This is a genomic window from Microbispora sp. H10836 (genome assembly GCF_012999525.1).
Classification (GTDB): Bacteria; Actinomycetota; Actinomycetes; order Streptosporangiales; family Streptosporangiaceae; genus Microbispora.
Window position 1 is genome coordinate 26,791 of sequence record NZ_JABBWU010000014.1, and the last position, 15,794, is coordinate 42,584.

A 15,794-nucleotide genomic window follows, 5' to 3' on the forward strand; every position below is an offset into this window, starting at 1 on the left:
TTATAGTGGTTACATGAGCCTGACGCTACATCCACGTGACGGCGCTTCCTTCCGTTTCGACCCGGGCGCCCTCTGCCTGGAGTTCCTCGTGAGCGGCGGCGTGGGGGTCTACGCCCACTACGAGACGCTGCACGAGCCGGACGACCTCGCCCGGTGGGCCGCGGTGTCCCGGCTCGGCCTGGAACGGGTGGACGCGACGGCGGAGGACCTCGCCCGGGCCAAGGTCCTGCGCACCGCCCTGTGGGGGCTCGCCGGCGACCGCGCCCACGGACGCACGCCGAGGCAGGCGGACGTGGACACGGTCAACGAGGCGGCGTCGGCGCCGCCGCTGACACCCGTGATGACGGCCGACGGGCTGAGATCCTGGGCCGCCCCCGCCACCGGGGCCCGGGTGATCGCGACCGTCGCGAGGGACGCCGTCGAGCTGTTCACCGGCCCGTACGCGCACCGGGTGCGGGAGTGCGCGGGAGACAACTGCGCCCTCGTCTTCGTCGACACCTCACGTCCGGGCAGCAGGCGCTGGTGCTCGATGGAGCGGTGCGGCAACCGCCACAAGGTCCGCGCGCACCGCTCCCGCGAGTGAGCTACAACTGCCGCAGCACCCGCATGGCGTCCCTCTCGATGCGCGAAAGATCGTGGAGGATGGCGCCGGCCTGATCGAGGCACTCCGCGTCGCCGCTTTCTCCAGCCTTCGCGATCAGAGCGGACACCTGCGTCCACAGGACGGCGGCCTCGGCGTACAGCCGTTGACCGGCGCGGAGGTTGTCGTCGTCGATCAGCCGGGCGCACTCGTCGAGGAAGTCGCGATAGAGGGCGCGGAACAGGGCACCGCCGGTGCCGCCCTGCTCCATGAGGAGGGCGGCCTGCGGCAGGTCCCGCCGCGGCTCGCCGGCGCGTCGCAGCCATCCGGGCACCCGCTTGCCGGCTTTCTCGATGCCGCGATGGCCCAGATTCGCGATGGGCGCGGCGAGGAAGGCGTCGGCGCAGTGCCTGATTGCGGGGACGATCTGGTCCTGCCAGGGAAGCGGGCGAGCGGGCAGGGTGATGGTGAAGGATCGGTTCCTGGCGGTCATCGGGCCGCGTTCGGCCCGTGCCATGGCCAGGCCGGCCCGGCTGGTGCGCACCGCTCCTCCCTGCTGGCCGGTGTCCACCAGGTAGACGTCGTGCTCGTCGTAGCCGTACATGGCGACGACATGCCCGCCGAAGTGCACCTTGGAGCGGAAGTAGTCCAGGTGGTAGCAGTCGAGCTGGAGGCCGACCGGCCGGCCGGCGTCGATGGGGGCGGCCACGTTCTCCCACGCCTTACGGGGTGAGGTGGTCTCCTCCGTCCTCAACGTCAGCCCCAGCCTGGCGGCCAGATTCCTGGTGAGGTCGAAGGGCTTGACGCGGCCGCCGAGAAAGGGGAACGGCATGGCCTTGCCGTCCCAGTAGACGAAGGACAGGCCCGAGCCCAGCCCGAACAGCATGGGCTCGGACAGATCAAGTCCCTCATGCCGCAGCAGCACTCCCAGCGCCGTCGTCTCGCAGTGGTGCATGCCACGGGCCTCGACGTCCTTCACCATGACCATGATCGCTCTCCTCGCGCCGACCGGGACCGCTGGGAGGAGCATGAGGCCTCCCGCAGGGGGAGAGTCCAGCCGGTCCGGCCCAGGCACGTCAGGGCGCCGGGGGATCAGGGTTCGACGGCGTCGGAGAAGAATCGGGGATCGAAGGTGATCTTGGCGAGGGCCTTCTGCCCGTCGGCGTTGGGATGGAAGTAGTCCCACGCGCTCACCTGCTTGAGGGTGAAGGGATAGGAGAAGACCGCTCCCCCGTCGTAGCGGCAGGCCGGGCCGTACCTCGCGCACGCCTGCCTGAGCTGCTCGTTGTAGTCCATCACCCGCCCACGCACCCGGTCGCGCCTGGCCTCGTCCTTCTTGGCGGTGGACGTCGGGTTGGCCAGCATCGACTGGCAGATGTGGCCGATGCCCCAGAAGACGCGCGCCCACCCGTTGTCCTTGCCCACCCGCCACAGGCGCTTGACGTCCGGGATACTCGCGACGAAGACCCGCGCACCGGTGGGCCGCAGCACGTCGAAGGCCGCGTCGATGTTGCGCCGGAACGTTCCCACGGGCGTCATCTCCTTCTCGGAGCCCACGCAGGCGTCCTGCGCGCCGATGAGGACGGTGACGTAGCCCGCGCCGGCCTCGGCGGCCTGCCGCGCCTGCCCCGGCAGGTCGGCGCTGGTCGACCCCGGGACGGCGAAGTTCAGGTTGTGCCCCTTGACTCCGCTCCCCATGGCGAGCAGGCGCAGGTAGTGGCTGTTCACCGACGGGAAGTCACCCGCCGACCACGAGCGGGACGTGCAGGCGACGTACCAGCCGCAGGCGTTGAACCCCGCGCTGATCGAGTCCCCCAGCGCCGCCATCACGGCGGGCGTCGTACGGGCGTGGGCGCCGGTCGGCACGAACAGGATGCTCGCGACCAGGACCGGCGTGATCTTCTTGATCATGGGCACCTCCGGGAGATCAAAGGTAGGGATCGTGTGGAGGTACGCTCTATCGCCACCAGGGAAGGCGAGCCTTCCATGACCAGATTCCTATCGCGGCTTGACAGAGGGGCAGCACGATCGCATGGGGGGCCTCTTGTCGAACATGTTCAGATCCTGCGTAGAGTGAGTCGAGTGAGTGTCGCTCTTATCCGGCCCCTCGTGGTTCGCACGGTCGCGGTGAGCGACCCTGACGATCTGCTGGCGCGTCTGCCCGACGCCGCGCCGTATGCCTGGATCAGGCACGGTGAGGGACTCGTCGGCTGGGGGGAGGCGGCGCGGGCCACGGTGCCGCCGGGCCCCGGGCGGTTCGACTGGGCGCGCGGCTGGCTCTCCTCGCTGTTCGCCGGAGCGCTCATCGAGGACGAGGTCGGCGTGCCGGGCTCGGGACCGGTCGCCTTCGGCTCCTTCACCTTCGACGCCGACGCCGAGGGGACCGTGCTGGTCGTCCCCCGCGTGGTGCTCGCCCGCCGGAACGGCCGCGCCTGGCTCACCACGATCGGCGACGACGCCTTCGACCTGGTCACCCCGCCCTCCGCACCCGGCCGCATCCGGTACGGCGACGGCTCCCTGTCGGCGCCGCAATGGGAGCACCGGGTCGCGCGAGCCGTACGGCGAATCAGAGACGGCATGCTGGACAAGGTCGTGCTCGCCCGCGATCTGACGGCGGTCGCGGAGCGGGACATCGACCCCCGCGTGCTGCTGGAACGGCTGGCCGAGCGCTACCCCGAGTGCTACACGTTCTCGGTGGACGGGCTCGTCGGCGCGACGCCGGAACTACTGGTGAGGCACACCGGCCAGGCGGTCGAGTCGCTGGTCCTCGCGGGAACGACGCCGCGCGGCGCCCACCCCGCCGACGACGCCGCCCGCGGCGCCGCCCTCTACGCCTCGCACAAGGACCGCCACGAGCACGCCTACGCGGTCGCCTCCGTCCGCGAGGCTCTCGCGCCCCTCTGCTCGGCGCTCGACGTGCCCGACCGCCCCGAACTGCTGGTGCTGCCGAACGTCCAGCACCTGGCCAGCCGGGTCACCGGGCGGCTGTCCGACGGCGCGTCGGTGCTCGACGTGGTGGCCGCCATGCACCCCACGGCCGCGGTCGGCGGAACGCCCACCGGCGCCGCGCTCCGCGTGATCCGCGAACTGGAGGGCATGGACCGCGCGGGCTACTCCGGGCCGGTCGGCTGGATCGACTCGCGCGGCGACGGCGAGTGGGGCATCGCGCTGCGTTGCGCGTACGTCTCCGGCAGGCGTGCCCGGTTGTTCGCCGGCTGCGGCATCATGGCCGGGTCGGACCCCGCCGCCGAGCTCGCCGAGGCGCAGGCCAAGCTCCGCGTGATGCAGTACGCCCTGGAGGGGTGACGGCCCGGCGTCGCCGGCTCAGCGGGCGAGGTGGACCGTGCCGCCGAGCGTGGTCTCGGCCCGCCCGGCGGTGACCGCCGCGATCCACTCCTCGAAGACGGGCAGCCGGTCCTCGGCCACCGCCACCTCGAAGGCGACCCGCGCGCCATAGTCGACACCCCGCAGAACGTACGGCGAGGCGCGTAGGTCACTTTCCAGCCTGCCGGCCTGGGCGTGGCCGACCGACACGGTCACGACCGCCGCGGGGACCATCTCGACCACCCGCGCCCGGTCGAGCGTCTCCCCCACCGCACCGCCGTACGCGCGGGCCAGGCCGCCCGCGCCCAGGAGCACCCCGCCGAAGTAACGGGTGACGACGGCGACCACGTCCGCGAACCCGCGCCGGGTGAGCATCTCCAGCATCGGTGTGCCGGCCGTGCCGCCCGGCTCCCCGTCGTCGTCCGCCCTGCGGACGCCCTGACCGATGACGTACGCCGAGCAGTTGTGGGTCGCGTCGGCGTAGAGCCGCCTGCGCTCGGCCACGAACTCCCGCGCGGCCTCCTCCGTGGCCGCAGGGGCGAGCGCGCAGATGAAGCGCGATCGTCGGATCTCGATCTCGTGCTCGACGATGTCCCTGATCGTCCGGTACGGCGCTGCCACGAGATCAGCTTATTCAGCCGTGCGCCTTTACGAAGTAAGGTAAGGCCTTTGGTCTGACACACGAAGATTGCCCTGTTCTTTGGTGGGATCGGACGAATTACGCCGGTCCTTCCCTGCCGTACCGTCAGCGGGGTGTCAGCCGAGCCCCAGCGCCGCCTCCACCAGCGCCTTCATCACACCGCCGTCGTCGCGGACACGCACAACGACCTGCTGATGGCCGTCGCCGAACGCCCGCCGGCCCGGTGGGCGGGGTTCTTCCGGGAACGGTGGCTGCCCCAGTTGCGGGACGGCGGCGTGGACCTGCAGGTGCTGCCGGTCTTCGTGGACGACCGTTACCGGCCGGAGGGCGCGCTGCGCCAGACCCTGCGGATGATCGAGTGCGCGCACACGCTGGCCGAGGGCAACGCGGACGCCGTACGGCTCTGCCTGGACGGCGCGCAGGTCGACCGGGCGCTCGACGACGGCGTGATCGCCCTGGTCCTGGCGCTGGAGAGCATGCCCGGCCTGGACTCCTCCGTCGAACTGCTGCCCACCCTGCACCGGCTCGGCGTACGGGTCGCCTCGATCGCCCACTGGGGGCGCACGCCGCTGGCGGACGGCAGCGGCGAGGACGCCACCGGCGGCAGGCTCACCCACGCCGGGGTGGCGGCCGTACGGGAGATGGAGCGGCTCGGCATGATCTTCGACGTCTCCCATCTGGGCGCACGCGGGGTCGAGCACGTGCTGGAGCTGGCCACCCGCCCGGTGATGGCGACCCACTCCTCCGCCCGGGCCCTGCGCGACCACCACCGCAACCTCACCGACGACCAGATCCGCGGCGTCGCCGCCACCGGCGGGGTCGTCTGCGTCAACTTCTTCCCCGTCTTCCTCGCCGAGGATCCCGCCGATCACACACTGGACCGGCTGGTGGAGCACATCGAGCACGTCGCCGCGGTCGCCGGGATGGACCACGTGGGGCTGGGGCCCGACTTCGTCCGCGAGGTGCTGCACGACGTCACTCCCCCGTGCTGTGAGGACTTCGGCTTCGACGGGATCGACCCCGGCGCCGCCCTGCCCGGGCTGGACGGGCCGCGCGGGCTGCCCCTGGTCACCGAGGCGCTGCTGCGGCGGGGGCTGGCAGAAGACGACATCCTGAAGATCCTCGGCGGCAACGTGCGGCGGCTGTTCCGCGCCGAGCTGGGCAGGCCCCGGTGACCACCACTGTGAACCTCTCCGCCATGCTCGCGGACCTGGAGGAGCTCGTCTGCTGCGAGTCGTTCTCCGCCGACCACGAGGCGGTGGCCCGCAGCGCCGCCGTGGTCGCCGGCCAGGGGCGCCGCCTGCTCGGCGTACCTCCGGAGACGATCGTGATCGACGGCGTGACGCACCTGCGGTGGAGCTTCGGCGAGCCGCGTGTGCTGCTGCTCGGCCACCACGACACGGTCTGGCCGATCGGCTCCCTCCGCTCGCGGCCGTGGTCGGTCGCCGGCGGGATCGCGCGGGGGCCCGGCGTGTTCGACATGAAGGCCGGGCTGGTGCAGATGTTCCACGCGCTGGCCGCGCTCCCCTCCCCGGACGGCGTGTGCGTGCTGGTCACCGGGGACGAGGAGCTCGGGTCGCCGTCCTCCCGCGCCCTGGTCGAGGAGTCGGCCCGCGGCCGCGCCGCCGCCTTCGTGCTGGAGGCGAGCGCCGACGGCGGCGCGCTCAAGACCGCGCGCAAGGGCATCTCCACGTACGAGATCGTGGTGCGCGGCCGGGCCGCCCACGCCGGCCTCGATCCCGGCAAAGGGGCCAACGCGGGAGTGGAGCTCGCCCACCAGATCCTCGCCGTCGCCGCGATGGCCGCCGAGGGCGGCACGGACGCAAACCCGGACGCAAACCCGGACGGCACGACGGTCACGCCGACGCTGCTGTCCGGCGGCACCACCGTGAACACCGTGCCCGCGCTGGCCCGCCTGGCCGTGGACGTCCGCGTGCCGACCGTCACGGCCCAGCTCCGCGTGGACGCGCTGATGCGGGCGCTGTCGCCCCGGACGCCCGGAACCCGCCTGGAGGTCCTCGGCGGCCCGAACCGCCCGCCGCTCGAACCGGCCTCGTCGGACGGCCTGTTCGCGCTCGCCCAGCGGGTCGCCGCCGGCCTCGGACTCGCTCCCCTGCCGAGCGCGGCCGTCGGGGGCGCGTCGGACGGCAACCTCACCGCCGGCGTGGGCTGCCCCACCCTGGACGGGCTCGGCGCGGTCGGCGGCGGCGCGCACGCCGACGACGAGCACGTGGTCGTGGCCGAGATGCCGCGCCGCGCCGCGCTGCTGACGGGCCTGGTCGAGGCGGTGCGCGGATGAGCGGCCCCATCGAGCCGCATCCCCGCGAGCTGTGTCTGCGGGAACTGCACACCATCGAGGAGTTCGAGGACGTCTGCGGGCTGTTCGCCGGCATCTGGCGGCCGGATCCCGGGGGCGCTCCGGTGACAGCGGAGATGATGCGCGCGCTCTCCCACGCCGGCAACTACGTCGCGGGGGCCTACCGACATGACCGGCTGGTCGGCGCGTCGGTCGGGTTCGTCGCGGCCCCGCCGCGGCGGGCGCTGCACTCCCACATCACCGGGACTCTCGCCGGGCAGGGCGCCGGTTTCGCGTTGAAGCTGCACCAGCGCGAGTGGGCGCTCGACCGCGGCCTGGAGACGATCACCTGGACGTACGACCCGCTGGTGCGCCGCAACGCCCACTTCAACCTCGCCAAGCTCGGCGCCCGGCCCGAGGAGTACCTGCCCGCCTTCTACGGCACCATGGGCGACGCGATCAACGCCGGGGACGAGAGCGACCGGGTGCTCGCGGTCTGGCGCCTGACCTCGCCGCGCGTGCTCGCCGCCGTACGGCGTGAGCCGTCCCCGATGGGGATCCCGCCGGACGCGGTCACCGGGCTGGACGACGACGGCGGCCGGCCCGTGCGGGGCCGCACCGACGCCGAGACGGTACTGGTCGCCGTGCCCGGAGACATCGAGACCCTGCGCGTGACGGATCCGGCCGCGGCCCGGGCCTGGCGGCTGGCCCTGCGCGAAGTGCTCGGCGACCTGCTGCGCGACGGCGCGCGGGTCACGGGGTTTCACGACAAGTCCTGCTACGTCGTCCGCCGGGACGGCCGCGACGAAGGGAGCGGCGGCGACTGCCGCGCACTGGCATGAAAACCACCGGCATGAAGATCACCGGGATCGAGCTGCGGCGGATCGCGATGCCGCTGGTGGCTCCGTTCCGCACGTCGTTCGGGACCGAGACGCGGCGTGACGTGCTGCTGCTGCGCGTCGTCACCCCCGACGCCGAGGGCTGGGGCGAGTGCGTGGCGATGTCCCAGCCGCTGTACTCCTCCGAGTACGCCGAGGGCGCGGCCGACGTGCTGCGCCGCTTCCTGATCCCCGCGCTGCCCTCGCGTCCCGGCCCGTACGCCGTCAACGAGGCGCTGCACCCGATCAAGGGGCACCGCATGGCCAAGGCCGCCCTGGAGACGGCCGTGCTGGACGCTCACCTGCGTGCCACCGGGCAGTCGCTCGCCGCCTTCCTCGGCGCCACCAGGAGCCGGGTGCCGGCCGGGGTCTCGGTCGGCATCATGAACTCCGTCCCCGAACTGCTCGACGCCGTAACGGGCTACCTGGACGAGGGTTATGTCCGCATCAAGCTCAAAATCCAGCCCGGCTGGGATCTGGAGCCCGTACGCGCCGTACGCGAGCGATTCGGCCCCGAGCTGCCGTTGCAGATCGACGCGAACGCCGCCTACACCCTTGCCGACGCTCCGCACCTGGCGCGCCTGGACGAGTTCGGCCTGCTGCTCATCGAGCAGCCGCTGGCCAACGACGACATGGTCCAGCACGCCCGGCTCGCCCGGTCGATCCGCACGCCGATCTGCCTGGACGAGTCGATCGAGTCCGCCGAGCACGCGGCGGCGGCCATCTCCCTCGGCGCCTGCTCGGTCGTCAACATCAAGCCCGGCCGGGTCGGCGGTTACCTCGAAGCCCGGCGCATCCACGACCTGTGCCGAGCGCACGGCGTCGCGGTCTGGTGCGGCGGCATGCTGGAGACGGGCATCGGCCGCGCCGCGAACGTCGCACTGGCCGCGCTTCCCGGTTTCACCCTGCCCGGCGACACCTCCGGCTCCCGCCGCTACTACAGCACCGACATCACACCGCCCTTCGAGCTCGAAGACGGTCATCTGACCGTGCCCACCGGCCCCGGCATCGGGGTCGAGCCGATCCCGTCGCTGCTGGACGAGGTCACCGTCGCCACCGAGTGGATCTCCCTCTGACGGCCCAGTCCCATGCCGCCCCGTCCATACCCGCCCCGCCCATACCCGCCCGCCCATGCCGCCGACGCGTGCCTGCCGCCTGCGAGCAGAGGATTCGGTTGGCTGTCATTCCCGTAGCCTCCGTGCTCCCACGAGGCGATGGTAGGTGAAGGCCCAGCGGTCTGTGCCGACCCTCCGGCGGGTGTAGCGGTCGGGGTGCTGGTAGCGGTCGCGGTTGTGGAACTGGCAGGCCGGGCCCAGCAGTTTGAGGTCGGTCAGGCCGCCGCTGCTCCAGTTGTCGGCGTGGTCGATCTGGCACCTGGTGGCCGGCAGCGGGCAGCCGTCGACCCGGCAGGTGGCGTAGCGGGCGTAGATCGCCCGCCGCTGGGCGGGGGTGGCCAGGCGGACCTTGCGGCCCATGTCCAGGACCTGCCCGTCGGCGTCCATGACCAGGCGCACCAGGGTGGAGGTGCGGGCCAGCCGGTGCACGCTGGAGACGGGCAGCACCTGCCCGGTCGCCAGCAGCAACCCCGGCGCCGTCCCCAACGTGCCCAGCGCTCCCAGCAGCGCCCCAGGCAGCCCTCCGGCCGCTGCTCCCGGTGACGCCCCTGGTTCTGGTCCCGGTGGCGACCCCGGCTCTGCTCCCCGCGTGCCGGGCGTCCTCGGCGCTGCGGACGAGCACCGCGCCCTATCCCCGCACCCGCACCCGTATCCGCACGCGCCCTCGCCGTGCCACTGGTGCTCGTGGCCGTCATCCTCACGCGGGGGCTGCGCATGGCGGCAGTCCCCCGCAGGCCGAGGCCCGGCGTGGGCGTGATGGGCACAGGCATCCCCGGGAGGATCAGGCGACCGCCACTCACCCCACCGCGACACCCACGAGTGCCACTCCTGCCGCTGTGACTCCCCCGGCCTCGGCACGCTCTGCCGTGGCGGGCTCTGCTGTGACTCCCTCTGCTGTGACTCCTGCTGCGACTCGCTCCGCTCGCTGCTCTTCGCCTGCGCGCGTCCGGTCACGTCATCGCCGGACCGCACGTCACGGGATCCGGTCGCAGGGTTGGCGCCGTTGACGGCGCTCTCGACGAAGGCATTTGCGGCTACATCGGCATCGGCCCCGGCACCTACCGCAGGAACGGACTCCTCGGCGTCACCGGTGCCGGCAACGGGGCCGTTGCTGCCGACGTCGTGCGTGTCGCCCTCGTCGACGAGGGCACCGGTGTCCTCGCCGTCCCGGCTGACGGGCGCGTCCTCGGCGTTCTGGGCGCTGTGGCTGTCCTGAGTGTCTTCCGGGGCCTCGGGGTGCTCGGGGGCGGGGTCGGCAGGGAGGGATTCGGCGTTGACCAGCACCAGGAGCTCGGCGGCGATCTTCTCCTCCAGCAACGCCATCAACGCATCCGCCTGACGCACCGCCAGCGGCCGGTCATCCCCCTCCGCCTTCGGCCTGGCATACGCATCCAACAGCGCCTGCAACCGGGCGGCATGCTCACGCGGCAGATAGAACTCCCCCTCCAAACCGCCGCCCTTACCGGGGCGGACCCGCAGGAACCGCCGCCCGTAGTCGGCCCGCTCATCGCGGTCCTCACCATCGGGGTCCAGCACCGCCCGCAGGTAGCGGCCGGCCCTGGCCACCTCCGCCGCGCCCGCCTTGCCCGCCAGCTCCAGCAGGATCGGCTCGGCCACCGCGGCGTGCTCATCCGACAGGCCGGAGATCGCGGTGCAGATGGCCTCCACCACCCCCGCCGCCAACCCACCCACCGCGAACTTCTCCCGCACCCGCGGCAGGCGGGCCAACTCGATCCCCAGGGTCAGCAGCCGGCCCGCACCCGCCACCGTCATCCCCGCGGCGGTGCGCAGCCAACTGCGGGTGGAGGCATGCCCATGCCGCCGGGCCTGCCCCGCCCGATGCACCCGCCCCACCCGATCAGCCAGAGCACACGTGATCCGATCCCGCGCGAACACCAACTCCTCGGCCTCAGCCAGACAAACATCCACATCATCCGGAACCCGCGCCAACGCCAACGCCTGCGCCGACTCACGAACAGAACCCACCCGCACCCACGACGACCGACCCCGGCGATCACCCACCCCACGACCACCAGCACCAGCACCGCTTTCAGTCGCATTGCCGGTGGCATCGCCGTCGGCCTCCCCAGCGGTGGCCTCCGCCATACCGGCGTCGTCGGCCGCATTGCCCGTACCGGCACCCGCAGAGCGAACAGACGAAACCCCAGCGTCTGCGGTTCCTGCGCAACTGGCGCGATCACCCCTGTCCTCCCCCGGGACGGGTTGCCCGGAGAGCAGATCGCGGGCGAGGGAGTCTTCGGACGACCACAGGGACGAGTTGGCGATGAGCTCATCCCACCAGTCGCCGGATGGCGCATTCGAAGGCCGAGGATGTGCGGGAGCGACTTCAATGGACTCCATCACATCTCCCCCCTCATTCGAATGCCTGTACGAATTCTTTCATCGGCCGATGTTTACAGCAAGCTCACTGAACGATTACTTGGAGTCACAGGATCGAGCCCGGACAAGCGCGCAGCCAAGACCGGCCATGACGGCGAGCCGGACCACTATCGATAGGTCAGCGCCGCCGAACAGCCCGCTGGGACGCCGGGCAGCCGCCCGTACCCGCACCTCGGGGATCCGTCCTTCCACCGTTTCGGAACCTACGACGCACGAGATGTGGGGGCCAGCACGGAATTTCCGCCCTCGGGCAGCCCCGAGGACGTGCACCGCCAGGTGAGCTGACGGGTTCTGCGCACCCGTGACGCGTCGTGCTATCGACCGAAGATGCGCATCTGGAGCATGACGCTGAGCCGTGCGTCGGGATCTGTCAGGTCCAGCCCGCCGATCTCGGTCAACCGCTTGAGGCGGTAGCGGAAGGTGTTGGCGTGCACGTGGACCCGCGCGGCGGCGGCGTTGACGTCGCCGAAGGCGTCCAGATAGGCCCGCAGCGTGGCGACCAGCTCGCTGCCGTGCTCGGCGTCGTACGCGAGCAGCCGCTCGTACGGCCCGGTGGGCGCCTGCTTCTCCGCCCGGACCAGATCGGAGAACTGGAGCAGCAACGCCTCGAAGTGCACGCTCGTGTACCCGGCCGCCTGGCCGGAGGCGCCCCTGGCGCGCAGCACCCGCAGCGCCCGGTCGGCGTCGGCCCGCGACCGGGCCACCTCGGCGAGGTCGGCCGCCAGGCGGCCCACGCCGATGTTGGCCGCGTGCCGGGGGCCGACCCTGGTCAGGAAGCTCTCCGCCACGCGTACGGCCCGTGCCTCCTCCTGCCCGCCGGCCTGCAGAGGGAGCACGGCGTAGGCCACCGAACCGACCAGCGCGGCGGCGGCCTTCGGGTGGATGGCCCCGACGTGCAGGGCGAGAGCGTCGCAGAACCGCTGCCGGTCGCTCTCCAGCCGGGCGGCGTCGTCGTACGCCTCCTCGGTGAGCTGGGCCGCGAGCACGCACAGGCGCTCGCTCGCCACGCCCAGCCGGCCCGCCGCCTCGGCGGCGTCGCGGCCGCCGGCGAGCACCGTCGACAGGAGGTCGGCGCGCAGCCGCCTGCTGGTGTCGGCCCCGGCGCGCTGCCGCAGGAGCTGCAGCGCGACGATCTTGGCGGCGTCGGCGAGGGCGCGCCGCCGCTGCTCGCTGAGCGGCTCGCGCACCGCGGCCCAGATGGAGCCGAGGATCTCGTCGCCCGAGCGGACGGCCACCGCCGCCCGGTTGATCCCCTCGTCGTGCAGTTCGATGTAGATCGGCTCACGGCTCTGGTAGAGCCGGCGGAAGACGCCCCCTTCCTCCAGCATCCGCCGGTACCGCTCCGGCACCTGACGGCCGAGCACGGTCGCCACCCGCCCGGGGTCGGCCTCCTCCTGCCGCTCGGAGTACGCCAGCACCCGCGAGGAGCGGTCCTCGATGGTCACCGGCGCGTCCAGCAGCGCGCACACGGCGTTGGCCAGCGAGAACAGGCCGTCCGGCGACTCGTCCAGGAGCGGGTCCCGCAGCTCGGCCAGCAGGGAGCGCAGCAGCGCCGCCACCTGGGCCCAGGACGCGGCTCGGGTGAGACCGAGCACCGCGACCCCGGTCTCCCGGACCTTCGCGCGGAGCGGCTCGTCGATCTCCACCGGCTGCTTCACGACGATTCCGGCCGCCGGACCGGCCGCGTCGAGCAGGGCCCGTATCCGCTCGGCCGAGTCCACCCCGACGGCGAGCACGAGAGCCCCCTCATGCAGCAGCGGCTCGTCCAGGGGGTCGTAGATGTGCACCCCGGTGACCTCGGCGTCGAGGTCACCGGGTGAGGCGGCCACGTCGAGCACGGTGCTGCCGAGATCCTCCAGGACCCGGCGCAGGCTGGCGCGCGGCCGTGCGTCCATCCTCCGCCTCAGCCGATCCTGGGCGTGGCCCGTGCGCCGAGGTGGACGTACGGCGTGCCGTCGGGGAGCCGGAAGAACACCGCGGACCACCAGTCGGGCTGCCCCTGCGGGCGGCCGACGAACGTGACGTCGTCCACCGGCACGAGGTCGAGGTCCATGGGCGGCTGCACGCCGGCGAGGGCCCCGGTGGCCTCGATGTGCGTCGCCAGGACTCCGTCGCGCACGGTCATCGTGATCCGCGTGCCGGTTCGCTCGTAGACCCCGGCGTACCGCTCCACGTCGGTCTCGTACGGCTCGGCCGGCGGGCCGAGCACGGGCGGGACGGCCAGGCCGAGCAGGTCGCCGAACAGCTCGGTGGCGACGGCGTGCTGGAAGGCGCCGGTCTGGCCGCCGTTGGCCAGCACGCACGCGACGGTGCCCGCCTCGGGGACCGCCCAGAGCATGGCGGCCTGGCCGATCGTGTTGCCGGCGTGCGAGATCACCCGGCGACCGTCCCACTCGTCGAGGATCCAGCCGATCCCCCACTGCCTGCCCAGGGTGTGCGGGTTCGGGATGTCCACCTGCGGCTCCCACATCGCGCGGGGATCGGCGAGCAGGCCGCCTTCCAGATGGGCACGGGCGAAGGCCACGACGTCGGCGGCGCGGGCGCAGATCAGCCCGGCCGGTCCCCCCGAGCGCATCAGGCCCCACATCGGCGCCGGCGCACCGTCGATGTGGCCCATGGCCGCGCGGAACCGCAGGACGTCCTCCGGCAGGGTCCAGGTGTGGGTCAGGCCCAGCGGCTCGACGATCTGCTCGCGCAGCGCGGCGTCCCACACCTTGCCGGTCAGGCGCTCGACCACCCGCCCCGCGACGGAGAAGCCGGAGTTGCAGTACGACTGGGTGGCGCCGAGCGGGTGGTTCTGCGCGAGGTCCGCGCACGCCTCGACGTACTTCTCCAGGCAGTCGTCGCCTCGGCCCGTGTCGAGGAACAGATCCCCGTCGATGCCCGAGGTGTGCGACAGCAGGTGCCGGAGCGTGACCCTCTTGGTCACCTCCGGGTCCGCGACCCGGAACTCCGGCAGGATCTCCCGCACGGGCGTGTCGAGGGTGACCCGCCCCTGCTCGGCCAGCAGCATGATCTGCGTCGAGGTCCACACCTTCGTGATCGAGCCGATCTGGAAGAGGGAGTCGGGAGTCGCCTCGACGCCGGTCGCGACGTTGAGCACGCCGGCGGCGAACTCGCGGACCTCCCCCTCGTGCAGGAATGCCAGGGCCGCGCCGGGGACCTCGTACTCGGCGATCAGCTCACCGAGCCGTGCCCGCCATCGTCCTGCAGTGTCAGCCATCGAAGGGGTCCTTCCGTCGCCGGGCTCGTCGCCCGAACGCTAGGCGTCCTTCCCTGCCGCTGCTTCGTCCGGCTCAACGAACCGGCACGCCGTCCGTGGTGGGATTCTCCAACACAACGCGCCGTACTTCGAACAGGAAGCAGCCGAACTCCACGGCCCGCACGTGGACCAGCGCCGCCTCCGGGTCCTCCAGCAGCCTGTCCAGGAGGATCGACGCCGCGAGAGGATCGGCCGACTGGTGCGCGTCCACGAGGTACCCGTTCAGGATGGAACCGTCGGCGCGGTAGGTGCGGAAGACCCGCCGCGGGCCGCCCATGGCCGCGGGGTAGCCCGGCACCGGTCCTCCGCACGGCTCCTCGTGGACGAAAACCGGCCCGACCTCCTCGTACGCCCCGGGGTCCGCACCGGTCTCCAGCGCCCAGCGGCGCAGCGGCGCGTAGGCCGCGAGCAGGATCGCCTCCCCGGGCCGGGAGCGGCGCAGGCAGCAGCGCAGCGGGTTGCCGCCCTCGCGCTCGACGATCCGGCGCGGCCGGCGCCCGGCGTCGTCGGTCTTCCTCAGCTGGTCGAGCACGTCGGGCGCGATGGCCCTGATCTCGTACGTCATAGCCCTCATGGTGGCCTCGCGACCGTCCGCGGGGCTGGCGGAAAACGGACGGCGCGTCAGGAGGCGCTGACGGTCTCCGGCACGCTCTCCTCGTCGGCCGCCTTGGTGGCCTTGCGCTTCAGCCACACCGTGGTGCCCAGCCCGAACAGGAGGGCGACCACCAGCCCGACCCAGGAGAAGCCCTTGAGCCACTTGTCGGCCACCACGCCCAGGTAGTAGATCGCGGCCGTGGTCCCGCCCGCCCACACCACGCCGCCGAGGATGTTGGCGACGAGGAAGCGCCAGTAGGGCATGTGCAGCGCGCCGGCCAGCGGCCCGGCGAGGATCCGCAGCAGGGCCACGAAGCGGCCGAAGAACACCGCCCACATGCCGTGACGGTTGAACACCTGCTCCGCCTTGGCGATGTGCGCCGGGCCGAAGTGCTTGGGGAAGCGCCGCCCCAGACGGTCGAACAGCGGCCGTCCGCCCCTGCGGCCGATCAGGTAGCCGATCGAGTCTCCGACGATCGCGCCGCCGCTCGCGCAGATCCCGACGACCAGGGGGTCCACGACTCCTCTGGACGACAGCAGCGCGGCGCTCACCAGCACGATCTCACCCGGGAGCGGGATGCCCAGGCTCTCCAGCCCGATGACGGCGCCCACGAGCACGTAGACCCAGACGGACGGGATGGTCTGCAGCCACTCGTCGACGTGCATCTCACTCCTCATGGCGGGGAAACAGCACCCATTCTGCCG

The 15,794-nt window shown here is 72.4% G+C and carries 14 protein-coding genes; 6 read left to right on the forward strand and 8 right to left on the reverse strand.

The genetic code is table 11. The features are described 5' to 3' along the window. The first annotated feature begins 13 nt into the window (after positions 1-13). Complete coding sequence (locus HHX30_RS24675; protein WP_169984366.1) at positions 14-583, forward strand: ABATE domain-containing protein; 570 nt, start codon at positions 14-16, stop codon at positions 581-583. Between the two features lies 1 nt (position 584). Here HHX30_RS24675 and HHX30_RS24680 read toward each other — a convergent pair whose 3' ends face one another. Continuing rightward, a complete protein-coding gene (locus tag HHX30_RS24680; RefSeq protein WP_249350408.1) occupies positions 585-1,610 on the reverse strand; it encodes a BtrH N-terminal domain-containing protein in 1,026 nt (341 codons plus the stop codon). 62 nt (positions 1,611-1,672) lie between these two features. Further along, positions 1,673-2,491: a GDSL-type esterase/lipase family protein gene (locus HHX30_RS24685; RefSeq protein ID WP_169984367.1), complete on the reverse strand. Its 819-nt coding sequence runs from the start codon at positions 2,489-2,491 to the stop codon at positions 1,673-1,675. Positions 2,492-2,662: 171 nt separating this feature from the next. On the opposite strand from HHX30_RS24685, the gene HHX30_RS24690 reads away from it, so the two are divergent. Continuing rightward, positions 2,663-3,886 (forward strand): isochorismate synthase, encoded by a 1,224-nt coding sequence (locus HHX30_RS24690; RefSeq protein WP_311922850.1) that lies wholly within the window; start codon positions 2,663-2,665, stop codon positions 3,884-3,886. Positions 3,887-3,904: 18 nt separating this feature from the next. Here the strand turns inward: HHX30_RS24690 and HHX30_RS24695 are convergent, their stop codons facing one another. Next, complete coding sequence (locus HHX30_RS24695; RefSeq protein WP_169984369.1) at positions 3,905-4,525, reverse strand: YigZ family protein; 621 nt, start codon at positions 4,523-4,525, stop codon at positions 3,905-3,907. 132 nt (positions 4,526-4,657) lie between these two features. Here HHX30_RS24695 and HHX30_RS24700 point away from each other — a divergent pair, with 132 nt between their 5' ends. Genes HHX30_RS24700 through menC form a run of 4 tightly spaced genes read left to right on the forward strand, consistent with a single transcriptional unit; the run spans position 4,658 to position 8,794 of the window. Next, positions 4,658-5,719: a membrane dipeptidase gene (locus HHX30_RS24700; protein WP_311922851.1), complete on the forward strand. Its 1,062-nt coding sequence runs from the start codon at positions 4,658-4,660 to the stop codon at positions 5,717-5,719. Beyond that, positions 5,716-6,843 carry a M20 family metallopeptidase gene (locus HHX30_RS24705; RefSeq protein WP_311922852.1) on the forward strand — a complete coding sequence of 376 codons (1,128 nt, stop codon included), beginning with the start codon at positions 5,716-5,718 and terminating at the stop codon, positions 6,841-6,843. Before HHX30_RS24700 ends, HHX30_RS24705 begins: the two co-directional genes overlap by 4 nt. Continuing rightward, positions 6,840-7,682, forward strand: coding sequence for a GNAT family N-acetyltransferase (locus tag HHX30_RS24710; RefSeq protein WP_169984370.1), 843 nt, complete (start codon positions 6,840-6,842; stop codon positions 7,680-7,682). Before HHX30_RS24705 ends, HHX30_RS24710 begins: the two co-directional genes overlap by 4 nt. Positions 7,683-7,693: 11 nt before the next feature. Beyond that, positions 7,694-8,794 (forward strand): o-succinylbenzoate synthase, encoded by a 1,101-nt coding sequence (gene menC, locus HHX30_RS24715; protein WP_169984371.1) that lies wholly within the window; start codon positions 7,694-7,696, stop codon positions 8,792-8,794. A gap of 105 nt (positions 8,795-8,899) precedes the next feature. Here the strand turns inward: menC and HHX30_RS24720 are convergent, their stop codons facing one another. The 5 genes from HHX30_RS24720 to HHX30_RS24740 form a co-directional block, all read right to left on the reverse strand. After that, entirely contained in the window at positions 8,900-11,194 is a 2,295-nt protein-coding gene (locus tag HHX30_RS24720; RefSeq protein WP_311922853.1) for a DUF222 domain-containing protein, read from the reverse strand. A gap of 353 nt (positions 11,195-11,547) precedes the next feature. Continuing rightward, on the reverse strand, positions 11,548-13,128 hold the full coding sequence (locus HHX30_RS24725; protein ID WP_169984373.1) for a helix-turn-helix domain-containing protein: 1,581 nt from the start codon (positions 13,126-13,128) through the stop codon (positions 11,548-11,550). Between the two features lie 8 nt (positions 13,129-13,136). Beyond that, the gene (locus HHX30_RS24730) at positions 13,137-14,456 is read right to left on the reverse strand and encodes a serine hydrolase (RefSeq protein WP_169984374.1); all 1,320 of its coding nucleotides are present in this window, start codon (positions 14,454-14,456) and stop codon (positions 13,137-13,139) included. 73 nt (positions 14,457-14,529) lie between these two features. After that, positions 14,530-15,060: a DUF1203 domain-containing protein gene (locus HHX30_RS24735; protein WP_169984375.1), complete on the reverse strand. Its 531-nt coding sequence runs from the start codon at positions 15,058-15,060 to the stop codon at positions 14,530-14,532. Positions 15,061-15,116: 56 nt separating this feature from the next. Then, positions 15,117-15,755, reverse strand: coding sequence for a DedA family protein (locus tag HHX30_RS24740; RefSeq protein ID WP_169984376.1), 639 nt, complete (start codon positions 15,753-15,755; stop codon positions 15,117-15,119). Positions 15,756-15,794: the final 39 nt, after the last annotated feature.